Origin of the sequence: Methylobacterium sp. AMS5 (genome assembly GCF_001542815.1) — a bacterium.
Lineage (GTDB): Bacteria > Pseudomonadota > Alphaproteobacteria > Rhizobiales > Beijerinckiaceae > Methylobacterium.
Map to the genome: position 1 here is coordinate 3042169 of NZ_CP006992.1, position 23349 is coordinate 3065517.

Consider the following 23349-nt stretch of genomic DNA (forward strand, 5'->3'; position numbering starts at 1 on the left):
GCAAACGAGGGCGCCGGCCAGGAAGGTCGGCGCCTTTTTTCGTGCGCGATGAGGCCACCGCGACGAGCACCACCCGCGGAGCAGCCTACCCGAGCGGAATGTGAACGAAAAAACGGGCCGGACCATTGTCCGACCCGTGAAGAGGTTCCGGCCGATGCACAAGGGGAATGCGGGGAGGACCAGAGTGGCCGGGTGATTCTCTAACGAATGACCATCGGCTGGGTTCCGGATTCGGCGCCTGACCCCGCAGATTTTTCATCCACAGGGACTTTTTTACCACGACCTTGCCGCGCCCGCCCTGCCCACCCACTCGCCGCGTTGCGGGAGCGGGCACGCCGATTCAGACGAAAATACTGATTTGTACCGAAGCGAGACAGTGAAGGAACCGAAGATCTGAAAGCAGCGTTGTGATGACAACCTGTCAAGCTCCCATCGGAGATCGCAAAGATGCTTCGGACCGGCTTCGCCCTCGGTGTGAGTGTTCCCGCTGCGATCATGACCCTGTTGCTTCTGCCGGTCGTCCGGCAGGAGGCCGATGCGATGGGGGCCCCGACGGCCCCGCGCGTCGCCTACGAGGCGCCTGCCACACCGCTGCCGGGCATGCGTCCCTATTCCACCGCTCTCACCCCGATCCATGTGGCGACCGCGCCCCGCCCGCCCACGCGTTCGGAGTCGATCCCGACCCGCTCCGCTCAGGAAGAGTTGCCGGCCAAGCCCCGTCGCCTGACGCGGGAGGGCTGCGAAGCGCCGCTCAGCTCGCTCGTCGGGCCGGAGGCGCGCCGCATGGTTCCCGGTCGCTGCATGACCTGAAGCCGGCATCGAAATTTGGGGCGCTGGAAGATCGCACGCTCGAGCAATGGGCCGCCTCAAGCCGGCCGCGAAACTTTCTCCACGTCGGCGGTCATCCCGGCCGGGCTCATCCGCTCGCGGCCGACCAACCGGTCGCCGGGCCCGAATGTGCCGAGGGATACATCCCGATCCGGCAGGACGACCGTCGTCATCCTGTTGACGTGAACGAGGACGTAGCGCTGCAGCGGCAGCGAGGCCGCAGCCCAGCGCCGCAATTGGTCGTGATACGGCGCGCGCTTCCACGCTCCCGCCTGACCGGGATCGACCTGCACATTGAGGAAGCGGGTCACGGGGTCGAGGCTGAGCACCATCTTGGCCCGGTCCGGACGCCATTCCGGACCGATCCAGGTTTCCGTCATCCAGAGGCAGTGGAAGGCCCGGCAATGGTCGGGCCGCTCGGCATGGATGCCGCAGCCGCCGCCGGAGCGGACATGCCGGCACCACCGCCCTGCCGGGCTCTCGACCGCGGGCACGTCGTAGACCTTGCAGCACAAGGTGCAGGGGCCGCAGGCGCGGCCCGGAGCGGGCACGGCGACGATGGTGGCCGGATCGAGCATCGCGAGCGGGTCGGTTGTGTCAATCGATGAGGCGAACGGCGCCTTCCTGAGGGAGATTGCGGCCGTTAGTGTGGCGAGGTTGCCGGCGCGCCCCGTCGGCGAAGACTTCCGGCTGCCGCATCATGCTGTCGAACATCGCCGCCCGCGACGTCGAGACCCTGATCCATCCCTATACCAATCTCGCCACCTTCCGGGAGACGGGCCCGCTGGTGCTGGAGCGAGGCCACGGCGTCTGGGTCTACGACACAGACGGGCGCCCCTATCTCGAGGGCATGGCCGGGCTGTGGTGCACGGCCCTGGGCTACGGCAACGAGGAATTGGTCGAGGCCGCCGCCGAGCAGATGGGCCGGCTCCCCTTCGCCCACCTGTTCTCGGGCCGCAGCCACGATCCGGCGATCGAGCTGGCCGAGACGCTCAAGGAGCTGATGCCGGTCCCGACCTCGAAGATCTTCTTCACGTCCTCGGGTTCCGAGGCCAACGACGCGCAGGTCAAGCTTCTCTGGTATATGAACAACGCGCTGGGACGCCCGCGCAAGAAGAAGATCATCGCCCGCAGGAAGGGCTACCACGGCGTCACCGTGGCGACCGCCTCGCTCACCGGCCTTCCCGCCAACCACGCCGACTGGGACCTGCCGATCGACGGCTTCCTCCACACCGCCTGCCCGCACCATTACCGCGGCGCTGAAGCGGGCGAGACCGAGGAAGCCTATTCGCAGCGTCTCGCGGCGGAACTCGAAGCGCAGATCCTCGCCGAGGATCCCGACACTGTGGCGGCCTTCTTCGCCGAGCCGGTGATGGGGGCGGGCGGGGCCATCGTGCCGCCGGCCGGCTATTTCCCGGCGATCCAGGCGGTGCTCGATCGCTACGACGTGCGCCTCGTCGCCGACGAGGTGATCTGCGGCTTCGGCCGGCTCGGCACGTGGTTCGGCAGCGAGGCGCTCGGCATGCGCCCGAACACCCTCTCCTTCGCCAAGGCTCTGACCTCCGGCTACCTCCCGCTCGGCGGCATCAGCATCGACGAGCCGCTCTACCGGGCGATGCTCGACGAGAGCGTCAAGCTCGGCGGCTTCGGCCACGGCACCACCTATTCCGGGCATCCCGTCGCCTGCGCGGTGGCCAACCGGGCGCTGCACATCTACCGGCGCGACCGTATCGTCGAGCGGGCCGGGGAGCGTGCGCCGCATTTCCAGGCCGCCCTGGCGCGGCTGGCCGACCATCCCCTCGTCGGCGAGGCGCGGGGCATGGGGCTGATCGGCGGCATCGAGATCGTGGCCGACAAACCCTCGAAGCGGCAGTTCGAGCCGAAGGCGGCGGTGGCGGCGCGCTGCGTCGCCTTCGCGCAGGACGAGGGGCTCATCGTGCGCTTCCTGGCCGGCGACCGCATCGCCGTCTGCCCGCCGCTGGTGATCGAACCTGACGAAATCGATACCTTGTTCGAGCGCTTGGCCCGTGCCCTGGATCGCACCTCAGCCTGGATCGCGCAGGAGGGACTGGAACCAATGCCGGCCCCATGAGCCGCGCATCGGGACAGCGGATCAAGTCGCGGGCTCTTCCGGTGTAGATCCACGGAGGGCGTTGCAAGATGGGCCGCGTTGCAATGCACTATCGCGTGGCCGAAAAGCGACCATAGGCCATGCCCGATTTCTCGCCTTGCGCGAAATTCAGGCCGATCCGAAGTCTTAAGCTTCCGTTCATGTAATCGGGTCGATCAAAGGGAGGACGGCATCTTCGCAATCTCGCCACGAGAGGGGTGTCGAAGAGTCGTCCTCGCGATGTTCGCGAGACCAACGATCGAGCCGACGCGGTCGCCAACCGGCCGTTCCGACGCGCTAACAGGACAGGATCCATGTACGCCCCCAGCCGAACCCCGACCTTCGCGGCCGAGCCGGGCATCGCCTCCCCGGTAACCGTGGCCGGGGATCGCGAGAATTTCCGCCCCGTCGCTCTGCCGGCGCTGGCCGCCGCGGTCCATGTCAGCAGCGCTGCCATGAAAGCGGCCCGCACCAAGGCTGAGGCCCGGAACACCGTCCGCTTCGTTCACGAGGACGAGCCCGTCGATTGAGGCTTGACGCTGCCGCCACTCCATCGGCTCTGGCGGCATGCTCATTCTCCCGACTCGCAGGCAGATTCTCGGCGGATTCGGCGCCTCGGCGCTGACCCTCGGCTCCGGGGGCGCCTACGCCTTCATCGTCGAACCGCGGTTCCGGCTCGCGCTGACCCGCTACAGTCTGACGCCGCCGGGTTGGGACCCCGGGCACCGGCTGCGCATCGCGGTGCTCGCCGACATCCATGTCTGCGAGCCCTACATGCCGCTCGACCGGGTGGCGGAGATCGTGGCGGCGACGAACGCGCTCGCCCCCGACCTGATCCTCCTGCTCGGCGATTATCCCGCCGGCCGAAAGGTGACGTGGCACCGGGTGCCGTTGTCCGATTTCGCGCGGCTGGCCGAGGGTCTGCGCGCGCCGCTCGGCACCTACGCCGTCCTTGGCAACCACGACTGGTGGGACGATTCAGAGGCGATGCGTGCGGGCAAGGGCCCCGTCGAGATCCGGCGGCTGCTCGAAGCGCGCGGCATTCCGGTGCTGGAGAACGACGCGGTTCGTCTGACGCATGACGGCCGGCCGTTCTGGATCGCCGGGGTCGCGGATCAGGAGCCGTTCCGCCCGCTCGGCAGTCTTCGGAGCCTCGCCGACCTTCCGGCCACGCTGGCGCAGGTGACGGATGCGGCGCCGGTGATCCTGATGGCGCACGAGCCCGATATCTTCGTGAAGGTGCCCCCCCGCGTCTCCCTCACGCTCTCGGGCCATACCCATGGCGGCCAGATCCGCGTGCTGGGCTACTCGCCGGTGCTGCCCTCCCGCTACGGCCAGCGCTTCGCTTACGGCCATGTGCTCGAGGACGGGCGCCACCTCATCATCTCCGGCGGCCTCGGCGTCAGCGGGGTCGGCATCCGCTTCGGGGTGCCGCCGGAAATCGTCCTGATAGAACTCGGCGGTGAACCGCCCACGGCCTGAGGCCCTCGCGCCCCTCAGCCCTTCCGGCGCGGCGCCGCGCCGACATGCAGGAAGCTGCGCTCGCCGGTCGCGGCTTCCGCAACGTGCTGGATGGTGTCGAGAAGCTGGGCGATCGGCCGCGGCCCGGCATGGGGCGCCAGGGCGTCCGGAGCAACCCGGCGGGCGACGGTGCGCCCGGCCACGAGCTGCGCCTCGCTGAGGACATCGAAAGTACGGCCGACTCGTCGGTTCATCGCTCTCTCCGCTGAGCCCAACCGTGACGCCATCATGGTAAACGCCGCGTTAACGCTTACAGGACGAGGCGGTAGCGGCAGAAGTCGTCGGCAGCGACAAAGCGCTCATAGAGTCGCCGGGCCTGCGCGTTCTCGGCCCGCGTGTGCCAGTAGAGCCGCGACCAGCCCAATGCCTTACCCCGATCGATAAGGTCGGCGATCAGTGCCCGGCCGATGCCGCCGCCGCGCGCCTCGGGCGCAACGAACAGATCCTCCAGGTAGCAGACCGGTGCCGTACTCCACGTCCCCTCGTGAAGGACGTTGACCGTCATTCCGAGCAACAATCCGTCCCGCTCCGCCAGCCGTGCGAAGACCGGCGAGGCCGGATCGAGAATGCGCGCCCAGGTCGCGGCGGTGACCGCCTCAGGCAGAGTCTCACCGTAGAAGGCGAGGTAGCCGGCCCAGAGCCGGCGCCATCCGGCCTCGTCGGCGGCGGCGGGATCACGGATCGTCATGGCATCCTCCGCGCGGCATCCTCGGCCCAGAGATGGATCGCCGCATAGGCCCGCCAGGGCCGCCAGGCCGCCGCGCGCTCGAGAAGCGCAGGCCGGCTCGGCCGCCCGGTGCCGGTATCGAGAGCACGCATCAGCCCCACATCCCCCGCCGGGAAGGCATCGGCTTGAGCCAGCGCGCGCATGGCGACGTAATGCGCGGTCCAATCCCCGATGCCGGGCAGCGCCTTCAGACGGGCGACCGTCGCGTCGAGTTCGCCGCCGGGCGCGAACAGATCCGGCGTAGCGAGCATCGCCGCGGCAAGTCCCTGTATCGCCCGGCCGCGGGCGCGGGGCATGTTCAGCACGAGCGAAATCTCGGCGTCCACGAGCTGTTCCGGCGTCGGAAACAGGTGGGTGAGACCCGGCTCGTTCCCGCACGTCTCCCCATCGAGGGGCGTGCCGAAACCCGCGACGAGGCGGCCGGCAAGGCGCGTCGCGGCGGCGACCGAGACCTGCTGGCCGAGGATCGCCCGGACCGCCAGTTCGAACCCGTCGAAAGCGCCCGGCATCCGCAGACCCGGCCGGCGCCCCACGAGGGCCGCCGTGAACGGATCGCGGCCGAGTCCGGCGGCGATCATCCGCGGGTCGGCGTCGAGATCGAACATCGCCCGCACCCGCGCGAGGAGGTTTTCGTGGTCGTCATCTGAACCGAGGCCACGGATACGGACCGACAGAGCGCTCGCTTCGGCCGCCACGGAGACGGTGCCGCAGTGCCCGTCGAGGGCGAAGGTGCGGGCATAGCGGCCGGCCGTCACGGTTTCGACGCCGGGGCTCGCATGGTCGGCGAAGAATCGTTCGAGATGTGCCCAATCGTAGGGCTGGCGGCAGGCCAGCGTGAAACGGGCCCCGTCCTCTCGGGCCGCAGGTGAAGGGGTCTGCGTCATGAACCGGTGGGGAGCGTGGCAGGAGGTCGGCCCCACTGTTGGGCCGGCGTCAGCTCGGCGCAACCGGTTCGGTGCTCTCGAACTCCGCAGTATCGCCTACGAGGTCGGTGAGGGACACGGCCAAGCGCCGGGAATCCTTCAGGTGAAGCGTCGCATCGGGCGTGATCCAGAGCGGGTGCAGCGCCGCGTGCCGGCCGGTGAGGCTGCCATGGGCGAGGACGATGCCGTCACGGCGCTCGATGACGACCTTGTAGCGGACCGCGACCGGCTCGATCCCCTGAGCGGACACGGCGCCGCGACCGCTCAAGACCTGCAGGACTTCGTTCGGCTCGAACATGGGGAGGGGCCAGCAGCCGGGAATGAGAGGCAAAAGGATTTGCCACTTAATCCCGAACTACGGCACCCGCGTTCCAACGCCAAGATGCTGCGATGACAGTTCCCCGCTTCCCCCCAGGCTGCGTCGGGAAATGGGGGCGGGTTCGGGGCGGGGAGGGTCCGTCTCTCATGCGAGCCGCACACGAAGGCCGACCGAGCGACCGTCATCGTCCGTGGCCGGATTGTTACGGCTGCCCGGGCCATGAGGTCGCCGCCCGCCGCGACGGCGAACGGCTACGGCAGTTCGCGCACGGTGACCCGGCCGCGCTCGACCGCGAGCGCCATGCGTCCGTGCTTGAGCGCCAGCGCCTTGTCCCCGAACAGGGAGCGGCGCCAGCCCTGGAGCACGGCCACATCCGCCGCGTCGTCCTCGGCGAGTGCTTCGAGATCATCGACGGTGGCGATGATCTTGGGCGCCACGCCCTCTGCCTCGGCCACCGCCTTGAGCAGCACCTTCAGCAGATCGACCAGGGCGCCGCTGCCGCCCCCGCGGGAGCGGCTGCGCTCGGGTACGGCGATCTGCGAAGGATCGCGGGCAAAACCCCGCTCGACCGAGGCGAGGATCTCGGTGCCGGTGCGCGAGCGCTCGAATCCGGCAGGGATGGTGCGCAGGCGTCCCAGGGCCTCGACGCTGCGGGGCCCGGCGGTGGCGATGTCGATCACCGCCTCGTCCTTGAGGATGCGCCCGCGCGGGACGTTCCGGCTCTGGGCTTCCGCCTCGCGCCACGCGGCCACTTCCATCAGCACGGCGATCTCGCGCGGTTTGCGCATCCGCCCCGAGAGCCGGCGCCACGCCTGGGCGGGCTCGGCCTGATAGGTCTCCGGCGAGGTGAGGACCGCCATCTCCTCGTCGAGCCAGAGGCCGCGGTCGGTGCTCAGCAGCTCGGCCGCGAGCACCTGATAGATCGTCACGAGATGGGTGACGTCCGACAGGGCGTAGGCGAGTTGCGCCTCGGACAGGGGGCGCCGCGACCAATCCGTGAAACGGGAGGACTTGTCGATGCGCGCCTTGGCGACATCGTTGACCAGTTGCTCGTAGGACACCGAGTCGCCGTAGCCGCAGACCATGGCCGCGACCTGCGTGTCGAAGAACGGCTGCGGCAGAAGCCCGCCGAGCAGCCAGATGATCTCCAGGTCCTGCCGGGCCGAATGGAACACCTTCACGGTGCTCTCATCGGCCATCAGATCGAAGAACGGCTTGAGATCGAGGTCTTTCGCGAGCGGATCGACGAGGCAGGCGAATCCGTCGGGCCCGGCCATCTGGATCAGGCAGAGCTTCGGATAATAGGTCGTCTCGCGCATGAACTCCGTATCGACGGTCACGAACGGCTGCGCGGCGAGTTGGGTGCAGGCGTCGGACAGAGCCTGCGTTGCGGAGATCAGTTCCATAGAACCGGCTATACCGAAGGACGTGCGTCACCGCGAGCCGACGAGGGGCCTCTTGTCCCCACGCGATTGCGCTTCGAGACGAAAACTTCGCTCCTTCACGCCGCCCGGCGGGGGATGCGCGCGCTCCGAGCCTTCCGCTGCGCCTCGGCGTGGACGAGCAGCCAATCCAGGATACCGGTTTCGATCCGCGTGCCCGAGGCGGGCTCGGTGAGCCGTCGGATGCGGTCGGCGCGCAGGCCGCGATAGAGTCCGTGCGCCCGGTCGATGCCGCCGAGCAGAGTGCGGCCGGGCCCGAGCCTCAGCTCGCGCGCGTCGAGCGTGCGGGTCGTCCAGGCGCCGCGGGCGTCCTCGTAGACCACCTCGAAGCGGCCTTCGAGAGGCAGCGTGCGCCACACGCTCCGTACCCCACCGTCGGACGCCGGCGCAGGCGCGCGACGGGAGCGGGAGGAAGGCCCGTCGCCGGGGTGAAAGCGTCGAAATCCCATGGACTTGATATGGTGTTTGCCCTGGTTTTCCACAAGCAAACGCGTGGCCCTTCGGCGCGGTCATGCCGCGCTGCGGGATCGAACTTTGCCTTCGAAATCGCATTGCATCCGGGCTAAGGTCACGCTTGATCTGGGGCGGGCGGCGAACGGGATCGTGGGAGAGGCCGGGATGAGTGAGAGACGGTTCCGAGCGGCGCGCTGGGCGCTCGCGGGAATGCTGGCCGCGATTGTCAGCGCTTTCCTCCATCCGGCGTCATCGCGCGCCCAGACGTTCCAGACGGCGGCCGCGCACGCGATCCTGATCGATGCCGATTCCGGCTCGGTGCTGTTCGAGAAGGCGGCCGACGAACCGTTCTCCCCGGCGAGCATGGCCAAGCTGATGACCGCGGAAATCGTGTTCCGCGCCATCAAGGAGGGGCGCCTCTCCATGGACACCGAGTTCACGGTGACCGAGGACGCGTGGCGCCGCGGCGGGGCCGGGGGCGGCGGTTCCTCGATGTTCGCGCAGGTCAACAGCCGCATCAAGCTCTCCGACCTGCTGCGCGGCCTGATCGTGCAGTCGGGCAACGACGCGGCGATCACCATCGCCGAGAACATGGCGGGCACCGAAGAGGCGTTCGCCGGGATGATGAACCAGCGCGCCAAGGAGATCGGGCTGACGCGCTCGACCTTCCGCAACGCGACCGGCTACTCGGCCCCCGACCAGAAGGTGACCGCCCGCGACATGGCGCGGATCGCCCAATACCTCATCGACACCTACCCCGAGTTCTACAAGATCTATTCCGAGCGTGAATTCACCTGGAACAAGATCAAGCAGCAGAACCGCAACCCGCTCCTGACCCTCGATATCGGCGCCGACGGCCTGAAGACCGGCTACCTCGAAGAGTCGGGCTACGCGCTCACCGGCTCGGCGGTGCAGAACGGCCAGCGGCTGATCATGGTGGTCTCCGGCCTGAAGACCGCGCGTGACCGCGCGGCGGAAGCCCGCAAGATGATGGAATGGGGGTTCCGCGCCTTCGAGCCGCGGCAGGTCTTCGCCGCAAGCGAAACGGTTGCCGAGGTCTCGGTCTTCGGCGGCGAGAAGGGCTCCGTGCCGGTGGTGGCCAACAAGCCGGTGCGCCTGCTGCTGCCGCGCGGCACCTCGGACCGGGTGACCGCCAAGGTGGTCTACCAGGGGCCGCTCATCGCGCCCGTGGCGCAGGGCCGCGAGGTCGGCCGCCTGCGCGTCACCCGCGGCGACACCCTCGCCCTGGAGCAGCCGGTTTATGCCGGGGAGACGGTGGAGGCCGGCACCCTGTCGCAGCGGGCGCTCGACGCGGCGCTGGAAGTCGGCACCGACCTCGTCCGCCGCGCCTTCGAGAAGGCCAAGGGCGGCAACGGCTCCGGCAGCACGTCCACGGCCGGCACGGCCAGCGGCAACTCCTGAAGATCGTCTCCCTGATCGGACCTCGCTGGTCCGGATTTCAGGGGGCGGTGTTCGCAGGCACGTAGGCGCGGATGCCGAGCGGCAGATCGGCGCCGGGCCGCTGAAAGGAACCGGGGTCGGCACGCTGGCGTGCCTCGTCCCCGGCGGGACGCGGCCCGGCGCTGGCCCGGACGCTCACGGCATCCCAGGGACCGGCGATCTCGAACAGCGTGGCGGCGGGTGACGCCCCGTCGGCGGAGGCGGTGGCCCGCGACAGGATCTCGGCCCGGGCCTGGAAACGGCGGTCGGCCAGGGCGACGCGCCCGTTCAGGGACGCGCCGAGTGTGCGGGAGGCGAGCCGGCCCTCGACGATCTCGCCGATGCCATCGGCGAACAGCAGGGTCACGGCCGCATGCTCGAACGGCGTCCGGCCGTTGCGCCGGGCCAACGCCCCCGGCGCGACCGCGCCGCCGCGATGGACCACGTCGGCGAGGTCGAGCCCGGATAGGGCGCCGTCCGCGCTCTCCAGCGCGACCCGGCCTGATACGGAACGGGCCAGGGCATCGATATCGTGGCCGGCGCCCTCCAGGGCGAGACTGCCCCGCGTCGCCCCGAGCACCCAGCGGGACTGGCCGAGATCGTCCAGCAGGGCACCGAGATCGAGCCCGTCGAAACTGCCCTGTGCCTTCACGCGGGTGGGGGCCGCTTCGCCCCTGTCGGCGGCGAGGGAAACCCGGCCCTTGACCATACCGCCCCGCACGTTGGCACGGCCGAGCGACGCCTCGATGCCATCCTCGCGCACGAGAACGCTGGAGGCGAGATCCGTCAGTTGCACCGGCCCGATCCGGGCGTTGCCGGCGGAGATCCGCAGATCGAGGTCGCCCCCGGTGAAAGGACGCAGGTCGAGGGACTGGCTGTGCCCGGCCGCGTCGTCGGCAGCACGATCGAAGCCCGTCAGGCGCAGGAGGCCGGCGAGCAGCGGCGAAAGGTTGAGGTTTTCGGCCGCGAGCGTGGCCTGCACCGCGCTTCGCTGCGGGCCGAAGGTGGCCGAGCCCGCCCCCTCCAGCACGTTCCCGTCGCTGCGCACGGTGACGCTCGGAAACTGGATCTGACCGGAGGCCGCCTCGAAGCTGCCCTCGACCGCGAAATCCTCGACGAAGGGCGACAGGGCGAGCCCCCCGCCGGTCAGGGCCAGCGTCTTGTGCAGGGATCGGGTCTGGAGGCTGCCGGTGCCCGAGGCCTTGAGGCCGTCGCGCAGACTGCCGTTGCCTTGGGCGTTCAGTGAACCCGTCGGCCATGTCAGGGCGGCGGTGAACGGGCTCTCGCCGCCGGCCAAGAGCGCGTAGGGCCGCAGACCCGTCAGGGTGATCCGGGCGCTGCCGTCGTTCCAGCGCAATCCCCCGTTCACCGCCAGATTCTCGCTCCAGGCCGGCCAGGAGATCGTGAGATCGACGTCGCGGGCCGTTTGCAGCGTCCCGTCCCGCGGGTCGCGGCCCGTAAGCACGCAGCGGGCGAGAATGATCCGCCGGGGCCGGTCACCGTCCTGGCCGGCGATGCTATGGGTCAGGCGCTCGGCCGCCGCGGACCAGCGGGGATCCCCCGCTTCCTGCGGCAGCACCAGCTCCGACCCGTCGAGCGTCAGGGAATCGACCTCGACCCGGCCGGTGAGCAGCGCGGCGAGACCGAGCTGAAGCGACAGGTTCCCGCCCGCGGCTAGCACCGGCCCGGCGGCATCGCCCTCGGTCAGGCGGATATCCTCGAACACGATCCGGGGGAGGGGCAGCAGCACGACCTCCGTGCGTCCGCGGGCAGCCAAAGCCACGCCCCAGTCCTGCTGCAGGCCGCGGCTGACGAAGCGGGCGGCGCCGGGAGCCTCGATCGACCACGGCAGGCAGGCAGCCACCAAACCCACGGCGACAAGTCCGAGGGCGAGGGCGGAAAGGGTGCGGCGCAGCGACATTGCACTCCGTAGGCGGGCGACGCGGATCGGGTTCGGCCGAACCGCGTCGGCGTTGCGAGCCGTGCGATCCGACTCCTTAGCCGGTTCCCTTTCTCCTGTCCCGCGAACGGGGCCAGACCGGCCCGCAATGCAGTGGATGGGGCGGGCCGGGCTTCGATGAGGACGGCCGCAGCCCCGCCCACCGGGCAAGCGGTTACGGCGCGGGGGTTTTGCATTGCGTACAAATGCGTCGCCGGTTTGACGGGACCCGCTTCGCGTTGCACACCCGATCGCCATCGATCGGGAGCGCGGCCGGCCGCCGAATCTCGGACATTGTATCGTGGCCAACGGATCATGGCCCGCCCTGGCGGAAGACGAAGGAAGGGACGCTGTCGATGAAGAAGGTCTACCCGGATCCGAAGGCGGCGCTCGCCGGCCTCCTGCGCGACGGCATGACGATCATGGCTGGCGGCTTCGGCCTGTGCGGCATCCCCGACGAGCTGATCGACGCGATCCAGGCCGCGGGCGTGAAGGACCTCACCATCATCTCCAACAATGCCGGCATCGACGGCGTCGGCCTGGGCAAGCTGCTCGACACCCGTCAGGTGAAGAAGATGATCTCGTCCTATGTCGGCGAGAACAAGGAATTCGCCCGCCAGTATCTCGGCGGCGAACTCGAGATCGAGTTCAACCCGCAGGGGACGCTGGCCGAGCGCATCCGTGCAGGCGGCGCGGGCATCCCCGCCTTCTTCACCAAGACCGGCGTCGGCACCAAGGTCGCCGAGGGCAAGGAAGTGCGCGAGTTCGACGGCGAGAGCTACGTGATGGAGCGCGGGCTGTTCGCGGATCTGGCCATCGTCCACGCCTGGAAGGGCGATACCGAGGGCAACCTCGTCTACCGGAAGACGGCGCGCAACTTCAATCCGATGATGGCCACCGCGGCGGACGTGACGGTCGCGCAGGTCGAACATCTCGTCGAGCCGGGTGAGATCGACCCCGACCACATCCACACGCCGGGCATCTTCATCGGCCGCATCCTCCACGTGCCGGTGCGCGAGAAGCGCATCGAGCAGCGCACCGTGCGCAAGCGCAAGGAGCCGGAAGCGGCAGCGGCCGGCGGCGGCCAGATCTGATTCGAATATCGGCCGAGAGGCTATGAGCGCGACGGCGCGTCGCCGCCCCAGCGGTGGACGGCGCATCGTCGCTCCGAGGATGCGCCAAACGAGGGAACGTCAAGACCATGGCCTGGACCCGTGAGCAGATGGCGGAGCGCGCCGCCCGGGAGCTGGAAGACGGCTTCTACGTGAATCTCGGCATCGGCATTCCGACGCTGGTGTCGAACTACATCCCCGAGGGCATGTCGGTGCAGTTGCAATCCGAGAACGGCATGCTCGGCATGGGGCCGTTCCCCTACGAGGGCGAGGAGGATCCCGACCTCATCAACGCCGGCAAGCAGACCATCACCGCGCTGCCGACCACGAGCTACTTCTCCTCGGCCGACTCGTTCGGAATGATCCGCGGCGGGCATATCGACCTGTCGATCCTCGGCGCGATGCAGGTGGCGCAGAACGGCGACCTCGCCAACTGGATGATCCCCGGCAAGATGGTGAAGGGGATGGGCGGGGCGATGGACCTCGTCGCCGGCGTCAAGAAGGTCGTCGTGGTGATGGAGCACGTTGCCAAGGGCAAGGACGGCTCGGAGGCGCCCAAGCTCCTGAAGGCCTGCGACCTGCCGCTGACCGGCACCGCCGTGGTCGACATGGTCATCACCGATCTGGGCGTCTTCACCATCGACAAGAAGGGCGATGGCGGCATGACCCTGGTCGAGCTCGCCGACGGCGTCACCGAGGACGAGATCCGCGCCAAGACCGAAGGGGACTTCACCGTCGCCCTGAACTGAGTCGCGAGGGCCGGCAGGGGGAGGCGGCCCGTTTCGGGACGCCTTCCGCGCCCCTCGGCCGGGCATGGCTAAGCAGGCATTAATCGGGATCGTCGAAAGCTTCGCATCGACCGGACGGCGCCGTGAGAGCGCGCCGGTCGGGGAGCTTTCCGCGATACGAAGGTACCTGTGTATGCGTAGCGTTCCGGGAACGGACAACGTCATCCCCTTCCGTCGGCCTGCGGCCGCACGGCAGGGCGCCATCAATGCGGCATTCGGAGCGGGCGAGCCTCCCCGCAGCCGGTCGAGAAGCGACCAGCGCAACCTGATGGATGCGGTCTATGCCACGGGCAGCCTGCGGGTTCCGGCGGGCGACCGCGAGACCAAGCTCATCGCCTCGCGCCTCCAGGTCTACGGCTTCCTGACGATCGAGGAGATGGACGAGGACGGCACACTGCGCCGCTTGCGGCCGTCCGAGGCGATCCGCGCCCGCGCCGAGCGGCCGTGGCGCCTGTCGAAGGCGAGCTACGGCGCGAGCCTCGCGGTGACGATTCCTTCCGTCGATGACTTCCTGTTCGAGCCGGCCGGCATGCCGGCCTGATTTGGCCGTCGCAGGACGCGCGTCGCCCGCGCGTCCCCGTTGACCGGGCGCGCCGGCATCGTGCTGGAGATCGGATCCAGCACGAGGCTACGGGCTCTCGTTTTGCATCGTCTTTTTCCGAAAGCCGGTAGCCACCTTTCGGAATGATGCTCTAGAAGCATGGCCATGCGCGAGCGCCCGCACCGATCCGTGCACGGCCGCGCGATCATCGGGGTGATCGCGCTCTACGCGCTTGTCTTCCAGGCCTTCCTCGCGGTTCTCGCGCCCGCCCTGCCGCGCCTCGACGGCGGCATTCTCTGCGCGGAGCATGTTTCCCCCTCCGGCACGCCGGCCGACGACGAGCAGCCCTGCGGTCATCACGCCTGCTGCACGCAGGTCCAGGCCGTCCAAGTCCCGCCGCCGGCACAGGTCGCGTCCGCAGTCGCCCTCCGGCCGCCGCGCGCCGCCCCCGTGCCGTGGCGCGCCGCGCAGACGATCCGCGCCCGCGCACCGCCCGATCAGGGCACCAGTCCCCGAGGTCCACCCGCCGCCTGAGAAGATCGCTCCGATCCCTCAGACGCGGATTTCGAACCCATGCCTTCCACCCTGTCGGGCACCGCCGGTTTCACCGCCGCGGCGGCTTTGCGCGTCTCGCGCGATGCGGTCTACCGGGCCGTATGGCGCTGGCACTTCTATGCCGGCCTGCTCTGCCTGCCCTTCCTGATTCTGCTCTCGGCCACCGGCGCGCTCTACCTGTTCAAGGCCGAGATCAACGCGACCGTATTCGCCCACCGCACGGTGGTCGAATCCTCGGGCCGCCCCCCGCTCGGGCCCGACCGCCTGATCTTCAACGCTATGCAGGCGGTGCCAGCTGGCAACCCGCTCTCGTACACCGAGCCCGCCGGCCCTGCCGCCTCGGCCCTCGTCACCCTGGCCGAAGGCGACCGCAAGATCCTCGTCTACCTCGCCCCCCATACCGGCGATGTGCTCGATCGCGTCGCCGCGGATCGCGAGTTCTTCGGGATCGTGCGCGGCCTGCATAGCCTTACCCTGTTCGGTACGGCGGCGAACGCGCTCATCGAGATCGTGGCCGGGTTCGCGATCATCCTCGTCGTGACCGGCGCCTATCTGTGGTGGCCGCAAGGGGAGGGGCAGCGCCGGGGACGTGCCGTGAGCCTGCGCGAGACACCGCGACGCCGGGTCTGGTGGCGCGATCTTCACGCCGCCACCGGCCTGTTCGCTGGGGCGGGCCTGCTGTTTCTCGCGCTCACCGGCCTGCCGTGGTCGGTCTGGTGGGGGCAGGAGTTGCGGGCCTGGTCGAACCGGGCCGGGCTTGGCCAGCCGACCCAGCTCTGGGCCGGCAAGGCCGTCTCCACCGTGCCGATGGGTGCGCGCCTGGAGAACGCCGGCTGGGCGCTCGAAGACGCACCGATGCCGCGATCGGCTCCATCCAGAGCGCCGTCCCTCGGCATCGACCGCGCGGCCGCGACTCTTCGCGACATGGCTCTGCCCGGGGGCTTCGAGCTGGCGCTACCGTTGGGCGAGACCGGCGTCTACGCCGCCTCCGCCTATCCGCGCGACGTCGTGGGTCAGCGCATGGTCTCCCTGGACCGCTACAGCGGCCAGCCGATCATCGACGTGCGCTTTTCCGATCTCGGTCCCGTGGCGCGGGCGATCCAGTACGGCATCGGCATCCACAAGGGTGAATTCTGGGGGCGGGCGAACCAGTTCGCCATGCTCGCCTTCTGCCTCGGCACGATCCTGCTCTCGGTCACCGCCGCGGTGATGTGGTGGAAACGCCGCCCGGCCGGGCGCCTCGGCACGCCGCCCTGGCCGCGGGACCGGCGCGTCGTCGCCACCGTCACAGGCCTGATGCTCGGCCTCGGTGCCCTGTTCCCGCTGACCGGCCTCGCGATCCTGGCCCTGCTCGGCCTCGACCTTGCGACCCAAGGCCTTCGCCGCGCCGCGCGCCCCTGACGCCCGCTATTTGCGGGCCCCTGCGGCCCGCCCCGATCTCCCATCGCCACGAGCCGTCCCATGCGTTCCCACTCCGCCGCGCGCCGTGCCGCCTGGCTCCTCGCGGCTTCGCCGCTGGCCCTGTCGGGTTTGGCCGCGGCCCAGACCGTCGCTGATTCCGTCACCCTGGAGGAACTTGCCGTCACCGGCGAGGGCACGCCGCAAAGCCGAGCGGCGGCCGTGTCCGGTGCGCCGGGCTTCGGTGTCTCCGGCCCGCCGGGCGCGGCCGCCCTCGGCATCGAGCGCCCGACCGGGCAGGTCGTCACCGCGGTCGGACGCGAGGGAACGATCGCCAAACGCCCCGCCACTTCCATCGGCACGGTGCTGCTCGACAGCCCCGGCGTGACCCTGCGCCAGGGCAATGGCGGGCGCGACGTGGTGATCTCGATCCGCGGCAACAACGCCCGCGCCACCGGCGTCACCCGCAACATGGTGGTGCTGGAGGACGGCTTCCCCGTCACCCAGCCCGACGGCGCCTCGCGCTTCGATCTGGTCGATCCCCGCGCCTATTCGCGCATCGACGTGTTCCGCGGGCCGCAATCGGCCCTGTTCGGGAATTTCGCCACCGGCGGCGCGCTCGCCTTCCGCACCCGCACCGGCCGCGAGATCGACGGCTACGAGATCGGCGTCGATGCCGGAAGCTTCGGCTATCTCAGCAACTATTTCAGCGTCGGCGGCGTGAGCGGTCCGTTCGAGATCAGCCTGTTTGCCAGCGACGTGCGCGCCAACGGCTATCAGGATCATTCGTCCTACGACACCCAGACAATCAACCTGCTCGCGAGCTACACGCCGAGCCCCGATAACCGCTTCACCCTCAAGGTCATCGACAACGAGGTCACGGCCAACATCCCCGCCCGATCCTCGCTCGACCAGTTCCGCATCAACCCGTACCAGCGCGGCTGCGACGTGGCGGCGACGGCGGCACCCGGCTGCACCACCTTCGGCCTCCTGGCGAACGGCGCCTTCGGCCCGCGGGTGCCGGTAACGGCGACCGAAGGCGCGTTCCGCCGCAACGACCGGCGCACGATCATCGCCGGTCGCTGGGAGCACGACATCGACGCACAGACCGCGTGGCGGGTGCAGGTCGGCTTCGACGAGCGCAACTACAACCAGCCGTTCTACACCACCGCCGGACGCGGCAGCCTCCCGTCCTATTTCGTGCAGACCGACCTGACCCGCCGCGGCGAGCTGTTCGGCCTGCCGGCCATCGGCAGCGTGACGCTCGCCTACAGCGCGGTCGATATCGCGGCATCCGTCTATAACCGCGCGCCCTATGGCGGCGCCCGCCTCGGCGCGCTGATCGGGTTGCAAGAAGCGCTGCAATCGAATCTCGGCGGCCGCGCCCGGCTCGAACTCGAGCTCGCACCGCAATGGACGGCCGTGGCCGGCCTCGGCGCGGAGGAATCGAGCGTCATCGGGCGCAACCGCACCTTCGCGACGACGGCCGCCGGCACCGTATCGACCCTGGCGCAGGCCGACCGCCGCTTCATCAACGTGGCGCCCGAACTCGCCCTGGTTTACCGGCCGGATCCGGACTGGGCCCTGCGCGGCCGGGTCGCCACCGGCTACGCGACGCCGTCCTTCTCGAGCATGTTCGTGAACGCGACAGGATTGCCCGGCAACAACACCGACCTGAAGACGCAGGGGAATCTCGGCTTCGATCTCGGCACCGATTTCATTCCCTTCGCGGGACTGCGGCTCAGCCTCACCGGCTTCTACGAATTCTTCCACAACGAGTTCGTCACGCAGTCGCCGGGGGCGGGCCTGCTGAACTACACCTTCAACGCGCCGGCCTCCGAGCATCGCGGCGTTGAAGTCGGGGCCGATTGGACCTTTGCTCCGGGCTGGCGTGGGGTGCTGGCCTACACGTTCGACGATCAGGTCTACACCGATTACGTCGAACAGCTCAGCGCCGCCGCGCTCAGCGCCCGCTTCGACCGGGCCGGCAACCGCATTCCCGGCGTCCCCGCCCATCAGCTCCTCGCACGGATCGGCTACGACGTGCCGGCCGGCGCCTTGGCCGGGCTCGGCGGATTCGCCGAGGTGGTGGCGCAGGACGGCTACTTCATCGACAACGCCAACCTCCTGAAGGTACCGGGCTTCGCGATCCTGAACCTCAACATCCACTATGCGGCCCTGCTGCCGAACGGCTACGCCCGGCGGATCGACCTGTACGGCGAGCTCCGCAACGTCCTCGACACGACCTATGTCGGCTCGGCCAACCCGTTGGCGAACACGCTCAACGCGGCGACCGGCGCCCAGAACGGCCGCGCCGCGCTCGCCGGCACGACGGGCTCGATCTTTGCCGGGCCGCCGCGCACGTTCGTGGCAGGGATGAAGCTGTCGTTCTGACGGTCCGCCGACCGGCGTGGGCCCGCCCCGGCGCGACCGTCCCCCCCGCGTCCCGCCCGCGAGGCTTCAACCGCAGGCCGGGTCAGACCTGCGCGTCGGCTCCCTCGTCCGCATCGCCCGCCGGCGCCTCGGCATCCTCGCCGCGCAGGAATCGCGCCTGGAGATCGGCGACGCGGCGGACCGATTGCGCGTGTTTGGGCGAGACGGGTTCCCGTGGGGCCAGCCCCTGCTTGATCGCCAGGAGGTCGGGGTCGCCCCAGCGTTCGAGCAGCGCCTGGAAGGCCGCGTGGCGGGCGGGGTCGAAGGCGATACGGCGGCCCATCCCGTCCTTGTAGGGGTGGGGCGGGTGAAGGCCGCCGCAGGGCACGAAGCCGCCGGGGATCGGCGTCGTCGCCGCGTGGGTGCGCCCGGCCCGCAGGAGCTTCGGCAGGACGTGCGTGTGCGGTCCTTCGGGGCTGGTGCCGCCGGGGCCGGGGATCGGCGCATAGACCTCGATCCGCCCGATGCGGGCGCGGAAGATCCGGTGAGGGCTCATCGCGACGAGGCGCGGGCCGATCGGGTTGTCCATGGCGAAGATCGGCTTCCCGACCCCCGCGCGCAGGCAGGCGATGGCATCGGGGTCGCTCGTGCGCACACAGGCATCGACGGCCAGCAGCCCGAGCCCGAGATCGAACAGGATCGCCGCGCGGTCCTGCTCCCGCGCCGCCTCCAGGTCGGGACCGAGTTCGGTGACGACCGTTCGCCCGCTCATGGCGCAGGCCGAATCGGGCAGGCACAACGCCACGGCGTGGTTGTAGCCGCCGGAGAATCCGGTCTCGTAGGCGACGGGCCTGAGACCGGGGCTGAGCGTCAGCGCGACGGCGCCGCGATCGGTGGCGAGGCCCATTCGCCCGTCCGGCAGGGGTCGCACCGGCTCGTCGTCGTCGCGCATGAACTCGGCGATGGCGCCGAAGCTGCCGAGACTCCAGGCGGTGCCGGCATCGGGGAGCGCAGCGTGCAGCAGGCCTTCGACCTCAGAGGGTACGGGGGTCGGCGGCATCTCTCGTCTCCTTCGCTGTCACGCGGGCCCAGGGCAGGATGTAGGGCGTGCCGTCTGGTGCCTGTCCGCGCCGGACCGTGACGCCGAAGGTCGCGGCCAGCCGCGCATCGGTGAGCGCGTCCTCGGGCCGCCCGTCGGCGACGATGCGCCCGGCCTCCATCACCACGATCCGGTCGCAGCAGCGAGCGGCCAGCGTGAGATCGTGCAGCACCGCCACCACGCCCGTCCCGCCCCGGGCGATGTCGCGGAGCAGGGCCATGGCGTCGAGCTGGTGGGCCGGATCGAGGGCGGTGATCGGCTCATCGGCGAGCAACCACGCAGCCTCCACCGCGAGCGCGCGGGCGAGCAGCACCCGCATCCGCTCACCGGAGGAGAGCGTCGGCTCGAAGCGCTCGGCGAGGTCGGCGATACCGGTCGCTGCCATGGCACGGACAATGGCGGCCACATCGGCGCCGGAGAGGCCGGCGAAGGCACGGCGGTGGGGCAGGCGGCCGAGCGCCACGATCTCGCGGACCCGCATCGGCCAGCCGACGCCCGCCCCCTGGAACAGGGCGGCGATCCGGCGAGCACGGGCCTCGCGGGAGAGGCGGTCGAGCGGCGCACCGTCGAGGGCCACGCCCCCCTTCGTCGGGCGAAGGAGGCCGGCGAGAATCCGCAACAGCGTCGTCTTGCCGGCCCCGTTCGGCCCGACGAGGCCGACGAGGCGGCCGGGTTCGAGGGCGAGGCCGATGCCGGACAGGAGGGCGCGGCCGTCGATGGTGACATCGACGGCGTGGGCGGAAAGGCTCATGCGGGCCGCCCCCGGTTCCGCAGCAGCAGGACGATCAGGAACGGCGCACCGACGAGGGCGGTGACCACGCCGAGCTTCAGCTCGGGCCGGGTGGCGAAGAGCCGGACGCCGAGATCGGCCGCGAGCACCAGCACGGCTCCGGCAAAGCCGCTCGGCCACAGGCTCGCCCCCGGCCGGCCGCCGACGAGCGGCCGCACGAGGTGCGGCACCACGAGCCCGACGAAACCGATGGCGCCACTGACCGCCACACCGCTGCCGACGGCGAGCGCCGCCCCGGCGATCATCCGCAACCGGACCGAGGTGAGATCGAAGCCGAGGCTCGCGGCGGTGTCCTCGCCGAGCGCCAGGGCGTCGAGCGCGGAGGCCGTCGAGAGCATCAGCGCCCAGCCCAGCGCCATGAGCGGCAAGCAGAGCAGAACGTGATCGAGGCTGCGGTCGGCCAGCGATCCCATCAGCCAGAACACGATCTCCAGGGCCGCATAGGGGTTCGGCGACAGGTTGAGGGCGAGCGCGGTGAGCGCGCCCGCGAAGCTGGAAAGCCCCACGCCCGCGAGGATCAGGCCGAGCGTGCCGCTGCCGCGGGCGGCGAGGCCGATCAGCAGCAGTGCGGCACAGGCCGCCCCGGCAATGCCGCCGAGGGGCAGGGCGAGGCCCACACTGCCGGCAAGGCCGCCATAGAACACGATCACCGCGCCGAGGGCCGCCGCCGAGGAGATGCCGAGGATGCCGGGATCGGCCAGCGGATTGCGCAGGAAACCCTGCATCACCGCCCCGGTCAGGCCGAGGCTGAAGCCCACGAATCCGCCGAGCAGGGCGCGGGGAAGTCGCAGCTCCCACAGCACCAAAGCGGCCAGGGTCTCCCGACCGGCGATCCGATCGGCCGCCGCCGCGACGAGATCGACGGTCGCATAGCCGACCGCCACCGAGGCGAGCGTGAGCAGTACCGAGGCGAGCGCGAGGGCAAGCGTGAGCGGGGCCGGCCGCGCCGCGCGAAACCACCGCGTCGGGCGCTCGGTGCGGAGAAGGGGAGCGTTCACGGCTGCTCCGCCCTCTGCCGGGCCGCTTCGGCGAGGCGCGCCACCACCTCCGCGACCTGCGGGCCGGGGCAGGCCCACAACCGGTTCGGGATCGAGACAAGGCGGCCCCGTTGCCGGAGCGCGGCGAGAACCGGATGGTGCAGCAGCGTGTCGGCGAGCGAGGGAGTGCCGGGCTCGGCTTGGTCCATGACGATGACATCCGCGTTCGCCAAGGCTGCGGCCTCCAACGGCACCTGCCCGAACCGGTCGCGGCCGATCTCGGCGGCGACGTTGACGAGCCCGGCGGCGCGGATCAGCGCGTCGCCGAGACTGCCGGGCGCCACGGTGAAGGCATTCGGGCGCATCACCAGGGCGCGCAGCGGCTTTTCCGACGGCGTGACCGCGGCGAGGCGCGCATCGAGATCCGCGACCATCGCCTCGCCGCGCTCCGCATGGCCCAGAGCGGCGGCCACGGTGCGGATCTGCCCGCGCACGCCGTCGAGATCGGCCGGCACGCCGAGTTCGAGCACGGGAAAACCGGTGCGCTTGAGCATGGCCACGGTGGCCCGCGTCGTGAACGCGCCCGCCACGACGAGGTTGGGGCGCAAAGCCAAGATCTCCTCCGAGAGGCCGCGGATCACCGGCAATCCCTCGGCCCTGTCCGCCACCAGCGAGCCACGGGGATCGCGGGCGAACCCGGTGACGCCCACCACCTGCGCCCGGTCGGCGAGGCGCAGGACCAGCTCGTCCGCGCACAGGTTCATCGAGACGACGCGCGTCGGCATCGCCGCGGCGAAAGATGCATTCGGCAGGAGGGTCAGCAGCAGGGCGAGGGCGTGGCGCAGCCGCATGACGGGCTCAGAACGAGATCAATCGAGCCCCGCCATAGACCGCGAGCCCCGGCCCGAGGAAGGGGGATGGAGAACCAGATGGCGGCCCGGACAACGAGCAGCATCGATCCGGCCCAGGCGACAAGCCGCGCAAGGAGAGAGGAGTGGGGCGCGGGAAGGAGCCTCGGGCGGCGGCGGCGGCGGGGAGGCTCACCGCAAAGTGTCTCTCACGAAACTTCCACGGTGCTGTCATCGCCAGAACGAGAGACGTCGGGGACCGGGGGTTTTGTGAGGCACTCCAATTGCGGGGCAGCCACGGCATGGGGCGCGAAAGCCGGCGCTGCGTTCCCCTCTGGTCCCCGAAGGAAACCGTCGGCTCCAAGCGGAGCGAGGGATTCGGCGGCGGGTCAACATTCCCCTCGCGTGGTCGGACACAACGAGAGCGGCTTCTTCTTGTGATCGATCGGGTACTCTGCCGGCTCAGGACACGGGCAAAGCCGGATAAGCTGCATACGCACCGACTTGATCTTCGTAGTTCAAAGACCACAATCCCCTATACCGACGATCCGCCGTACGCGTGTTTTTTCAGACTTGGATCGACGATTTGCGCGACGTTCGCGCCGTTGCGCGCATCGCCAAGCACATCGATCGGTTGGCACTCGGCAATCCGGGCGATGTCAAATCGGCAGGAGGCGGTGGCAGCGAAATGCGGATCGATCACGGCCCCGGCCACGGGATCGACTTCACCGCCCAAGGCAAACAGATCGTCATTTTGCTTTGCGGCGGAGACACGAGTTCACAGGAGCGGGACATCCGAGCTGCGAAAGCGCTCGCGAAGGCGCTGAGGTCCAAACTCAATCAGCTTAACTAGGGCAAGGGCTGCTAAGGGTGGGAAGCGGACCCTGACGCTTCGCCCTGAAGCAGACGTTCCGCAGCCGACCCAGTCTAGTCGGCTGGAACGCTGTCGTCGTCCCCCGAAGCAGACTTTCATCGGCCGTGCGGCAAATTCAGCTCGGGGTGGGAGCGGCAATAAATTTTTCGCCCGGAAGCAGCCTTTCAGCTTCACGCCCCTTTCAGAGTTGGGGTGGTCTGGCGGCAACTTTCAAAACTGACGCTCGGCGAAGGCCCCGTTTATCGGCATCCTTTGACCGAGTAAATTCGCACCAGACTTTTGCAACGGCTAG

At 69.8% G+C, this 23349-nt stretch carries 24 protein-coding genes; 12 read left to right on the forward strand and 12 right to left on the reverse strand.

The annotated features are described in order from the left end of the window. The first annotated feature begins 447 nt into the window (after window positions 1-447). Entirely contained in the window at window positions 448-810 is a 363-nt protein-coding gene (locus Y590_RS13575) for a hypothetical protein (RefSeq protein WP_060770310.1), read from the forward strand. Window positions 811-866: 56 nt separating this feature from the next. On the opposite strand, the gene Y590_RS13580 is transcribed toward Y590_RS13575, so the two are convergent. Beyond that, on the reverse strand, window positions 867-1406 hold the full coding sequence (locus Y590_RS13580) for a CxxCxxCC domain-containing protein (protein WP_060770311.1): 540 nt from the start codon (window positions 1404-1406) through the stop codon (window positions 867-869). 122 nt (window positions 1407-1528) lie between these two features. Between Y590_RS13580 and Y590_RS13585 the strand changes: the two genes are divergently transcribed. The 3 genes from Y590_RS13585 to Y590_RS13595 all read left to right on the forward strand — a co-directional run bounded on the left by Y590_RS13585 (window position 1529) and on the right by Y590_RS13595 (window position 4420). Further along, complete coding sequence (locus tag Y590_RS13585) at window positions 1529-2920, forward strand: aminotransferase (RefSeq protein WP_060770312.1); 1392 nt, start codon at window positions 1529-1531, stop codon at window positions 2918-2920. Window positions 2921-3252: 332 nt separating this feature from the next. Further along, a complete protein-coding gene (locus Y590_RS13590; protein WP_060770313.1) occupies window positions 3253-3468 on the forward strand; it encodes a hypothetical protein in 216 nt (71 codons plus the stop codon). Between the two features lie 37 nt (window positions 3469-3505). Then, a complete protein-coding gene (locus Y590_RS13595; protein WP_060770314.1) occupies window positions 3506-4420 on the forward strand; it encodes a metallophosphoesterase in 915 nt (304 codons plus the stop codon). 14 nt (window positions 4421-4434) lie between these two features. On the opposite strand, the gene Y590_RS13600 is transcribed toward Y590_RS13595, so the two are convergent. The 6 genes from Y590_RS13600 to Y590_RS13625 all read right to left on the reverse strand — a co-directional run bounded on the left by Y590_RS13600 (window position 4435) and on the right by Y590_RS13625 (window position 8319). Beyond that, window positions 4435-4653 carry a hypothetical protein gene (locus Y590_RS13600; RefSeq protein WP_003599481.1) on the reverse strand — a complete coding sequence of 73 codons (219 nt, stop codon included), beginning with the start codon at window positions 4651-4653 and terminating at the stop codon, window positions 4435-4437. Between the two features lie 56 nt (window positions 4654-4709). Next, window positions 4710-5147, reverse strand: coding sequence for a GNAT family N-acetyltransferase (locus tag Y590_RS13605; protein WP_060770315.1), 438 nt, complete (start codon window positions 5145-5147; stop codon window positions 4710-4712). Continuing rightward, a complete protein-coding gene (locus Y590_RS13610) occupies window positions 5144-6070 on the reverse strand; it encodes a DNA-3-methyladenine glycosylase family protein (protein WP_060770316.1) in 927 nt (308 codons plus the stop codon). Before Y590_RS13610 ends, Y590_RS13605 begins: the two co-directional genes overlap by 4 nt. 49 nt (window positions 6071-6119) lie before the next feature. Next, entirely contained in the window at window positions 6120-6407 is a 288-nt protein-coding gene (locus Y590_RS13615; protein ID WP_060770317.1) for a hypothetical protein, read from the reverse strand. A 272-nt stretch (window positions 6408-6679) separates the two neighbouring features. Further along, the gene (gene rnd / locus Y590_RS13620) at window positions 6680-7834 is read right to left on the reverse strand and encodes a ribonuclease D (RefSeq protein ID WP_060770318.1); all 1155 of its coding nucleotides are present in this window, start codon (window positions 7832-7834) and stop codon (window positions 6680-6682) included. A 95-nt stretch (window positions 7835-7929) separates the two neighbouring features. Continuing rightward, on the reverse strand, window positions 7930-8319 hold the full coding sequence (locus Y590_RS13625) for a hypothetical protein (protein WP_060770319.1): 390 nt from the start codon (window positions 8317-8319) through the stop codon (window positions 7930-7932). Between the two features lie 169 nt (window positions 8320-8488). Between Y590_RS13625 and Y590_RS13630 the strand changes: the two genes are divergently transcribed. Next, window positions 8489-9745, forward strand: coding sequence for a D-alanyl-D-alanine carboxypeptidase family protein (locus Y590_RS13630; protein ID WP_060770320.1), 1257 nt, complete (start codon window positions 8489-8491; stop codon window positions 9743-9745). Window positions 9746-9782: 37 nt separating this feature from the next. On the opposite strand, the gene Y590_RS13635 is transcribed toward Y590_RS13630, so the two are convergent. Next, window positions 9783-11684 (reverse strand): AsmA family protein, encoded by a 1902-nt coding sequence (locus Y590_RS13635; RefSeq protein ID WP_060770321.1) that lies wholly within the window; start codon window positions 11682-11684, stop codon window positions 9783-9785. 374 nt (window positions 11685-12058) lie between these two features. On the opposite strand from Y590_RS13635, the gene Y590_RS13640 reads away from it, so the two are divergent. The 6 genes from Y590_RS13640 (at window position 12059) to Y590_RS13665 (ending at window position 18490) form a co-directional block, all read left to right on the forward strand. Beyond that, a complete protein-coding gene (locus Y590_RS13640; RefSeq protein WP_060770322.1) occupies window positions 12059-12796 on the forward strand; it encodes a CoA transferase subunit A in 738 nt (245 codons plus the stop codon). 107 nt (window positions 12797-12903) lie between these two features. Beyond that, window positions 12904-13563 carry a 3-oxoacid CoA-transferase subunit B gene (locus Y590_RS13645; protein WP_060770323.1) on the forward strand — a complete coding sequence of 220 codons (660 nt, stop codon included), beginning with the start codon at window positions 12904-12906 and terminating at the stop codon, window positions 13561-13563. Between the two features lie 172 nt (window positions 13564-13735). Next, the gene (locus tag Y590_RS13650; protein ID WP_060770324.1) at window positions 13736-14143 is read left to right on the forward strand and encodes a hypothetical protein; all 408 of its coding nucleotides are present in this window, start codon (window positions 13736-13738) and stop codon (window positions 14141-14143) included. A gap of 165 nt (window positions 14144-14308) precedes the next feature. Then, entirely contained in the window at window positions 14309-14677 is a 369-nt protein-coding gene (locus Y590_RS13655) for a hypothetical protein (protein ID WP_060772292.1), read from the forward strand. A gap of 39 nt (window positions 14678-14716) precedes the next feature. Continuing rightward, window positions 14717-16099 carry a PepSY-associated TM helix domain-containing protein gene (locus Y590_RS13660; protein WP_060770325.1) on the forward strand — a complete coding sequence of 461 codons (1383 nt, stop codon included), beginning with the start codon at window positions 14717-14719 and terminating at the stop codon, window positions 16097-16099. 60 nt (window positions 16100-16159) lie between these two features. Beyond that, window positions 16160-18490: a TonB-dependent receptor family protein gene (locus tag Y590_RS13665; RefSeq protein WP_060770326.1), complete on the forward strand. Its 2331-nt coding sequence runs from the start codon at window positions 16160-16162 to the stop codon at window positions 18488-18490. 82 nt (window positions 18491-18572) lie between these two features. On the opposite strand, the gene Y590_RS13670 is transcribed toward Y590_RS13665, so the two are convergent. The 4 genes from Y590_RS13670 to Y590_RS13685 are packed head-to-tail and all read right to left on the reverse strand — an operon-like array spanning window position 18573 to window position 22186. Further along, window positions 18573-19529 carry a DUF6925 family protein gene (locus tag Y590_RS13670; RefSeq protein WP_060770327.1) on the reverse strand — a complete coding sequence of 319 codons (957 nt, stop codon included), beginning with the start codon at window positions 19527-19529 and terminating at the stop codon, window positions 18573-18575. Next, complete coding sequence (locus Y590_RS13675; RefSeq protein ID WP_060770328.1) at window positions 19504-20319, reverse strand: ABC transporter ATP-binding protein; 816 nt, start codon at window positions 20317-20319, stop codon at window positions 19504-19506. The genes Y590_RS13670 and Y590_RS13675 overlap by 26 nt, the downstream gene beginning before the upstream one ends. Further along, a complete protein-coding gene (locus Y590_RS13680) occupies window positions 20316-21356 on the reverse strand; it encodes a FecCD family ABC transporter permease (RefSeq protein WP_060770329.1) in 1041 nt (346 codons plus the stop codon). The genes Y590_RS13675 and Y590_RS13680 overlap by 4 nt, the downstream gene beginning before the upstream one ends. Further along, window positions 21353-22186: an ABC transporter substrate-binding protein gene (locus tag Y590_RS13685; RefSeq protein ID WP_060770330.1), complete on the reverse strand. Its 834-nt coding sequence runs from the start codon at window positions 22184-22186 to the stop codon at window positions 21353-21355. Before Y590_RS13685 ends, Y590_RS13680 begins: the two co-directional genes overlap by 4 nt. Before the next feature lie 556 nt (window positions 22187-22742). Here Y590_RS13685 and Y590_RS13690 point away from each other — a divergent pair. Then, complete coding sequence (locus tag Y590_RS13690; protein WP_144439976.1) at window positions 22743-23036, forward strand: type II toxin-antitoxin system RelE/ParE family toxin; 294 nt, start codon at window positions 22743-22745, stop codon at window positions 23034-23036. Window positions 23037-23349: the final 313 nt, after the last annotated feature.

Bases quoted from the DNA above. Each gene is read 5' to 3' on its own strand.
- Y590_RS13575 (WP_060770310.1), top strand. From the start codon at position 448: ATGCTTCGGACCGGCTTCGCCCTCGGTGTGAGTGTTCCCGCTGCGATC.
- Y590_RS13580 (WP_060770311.1), bottom strand. From the start codon at position 1,406: ATGCTCGATCCGGCCACCATCGTCGCCGTGCCCGCTCCGGGCCGCGCC.
- Y590_RS13585 (WP_060770312.1), top strand. From the start codon at position 1,529: ATGCTGTCGAACATCGCCGCCCGCGACGTCGAGACCCTGATCCATCCC.
- Y590_RS13590 (WP_060770313.1), top strand. From the start codon at position 3,253: ATGTACGCCCCCAGCCGAACCCCGACCTTCGCGGCCGAGCCGGGCATC.
- Y590_RS13595 (WP_060770314.1), top strand. From the start codon at position 3,506: ATGCTCATTCTCCCGACTCGCAGGCAGATTCTCGGCGGATTCGGCGCC.
- Y590_RS13600 (WP_003599481.1), bottom strand. From the start codon at position 4,653: ATGAACCGACGAGTCGGCCGTACTTTCGATGTCCTCAGCGAGGCGCAG.
- Y590_RS13605 (WP_060770315.1), bottom strand. From the start codon at position 5,147: ATGACGATCCGTGATCCCGCCGCCGCCGACGAGGCCGGATGGCGCCGG.
- Y590_RS13610 (WP_060770316.1), bottom strand. From the start codon at position 6,070: ATGACGCAGACCCCTTCACCTGCGGCCCGAGAGGACGGGGCCCGTTTC.
- Y590_RS13615 (WP_060770317.1), bottom strand. From the start codon at position 6,407: ATGTTCGAGCCGAACGAAGTCCTGCAGGTCTTGAGCGGTCGCGGCGCC.
- rnd (WP_060770318.1), bottom strand. From the start codon at position 7,834: ATGGAACTGATCTCCGCAACGCAGGCTCTGTCCGACGCCTGCACCCAA.
- Y590_RS13625 (WP_060770319.1), bottom strand. From the start codon at position 8,319: ATGGGATTTCGACGCTTTCACCCCGGCGACGGGCCTTCCTCCCGCTCC.
- Y590_RS13630 (WP_060770320.1), top strand. From the start codon at position 8,489: ATGAGTGAGAGACGGTTCCGAGCGGCGCGCTGGGCGCTCGCGGGAATG.
- Y590_RS13635 (WP_060770321.1), bottom strand. From the start codon at position 11,684: ATGTCGCTGCGCCGCACCCTTTCCGCCCTCGCCCTCGGACTTGTCGCC.
- Y590_RS13640 (WP_060770322.1), top strand. From the start codon at position 12,059: ATGAAGAAGGTCTACCCGGATCCGAAGGCGGCGCTCGCCGGCCTCCTG.
- Y590_RS13645 (WP_060770323.1), top strand. From the start codon at position 12,904: ATGGCCTGGACCCGTGAGCAGATGGCGGAGCGCGCCGCCCGGGAGCTG.
- Y590_RS13650 (WP_060770324.1), top strand. From the start codon at position 13,736: ATGCGTAGCGTTCCGGGAACGGACAACGTCATCCCCTTCCGTCGGCCT.
- Y590_RS13655 (WP_060772292.1), top strand. From the start codon at position 14,309: ATGCGCGAGCGCCCGCACCGATCCGTGCACGGCCGCGCGATCATCGGG.
- Y590_RS13660 (WP_060770325.1), top strand. From the start codon at position 14,717: ATGCCTTCCACCCTGTCGGGCACCGCCGGTTTCACCGCCGCGGCGGCT.
- Y590_RS13665 (WP_060770326.1), top strand. From the start codon at position 16,160: ATGCGTTCCCACTCCGCCGCGCGCCGTGCCGCCTGGCTCCTCGCGGCT.
- Y590_RS13670 (WP_060770327.1), bottom strand. From the start codon at position 19,529: ATGCCGCCGACCCCCGTACCCTCTGAGGTCGAAGGCCTGCTGCACGCT.
- Y590_RS13675 (WP_060770328.1), bottom strand. From the start codon at position 20,319: ATGAGCCTTTCCGCCCACGCCGTCGATGTCACCATCGACGGCCGCGCC.
- Y590_RS13685 (WP_060770330.1), bottom strand. From the start codon at position 22,186: ATGCGGCTGCGCCACGCCCTCGCCCTGCTGCTGACCCTCCTGCCGAAT.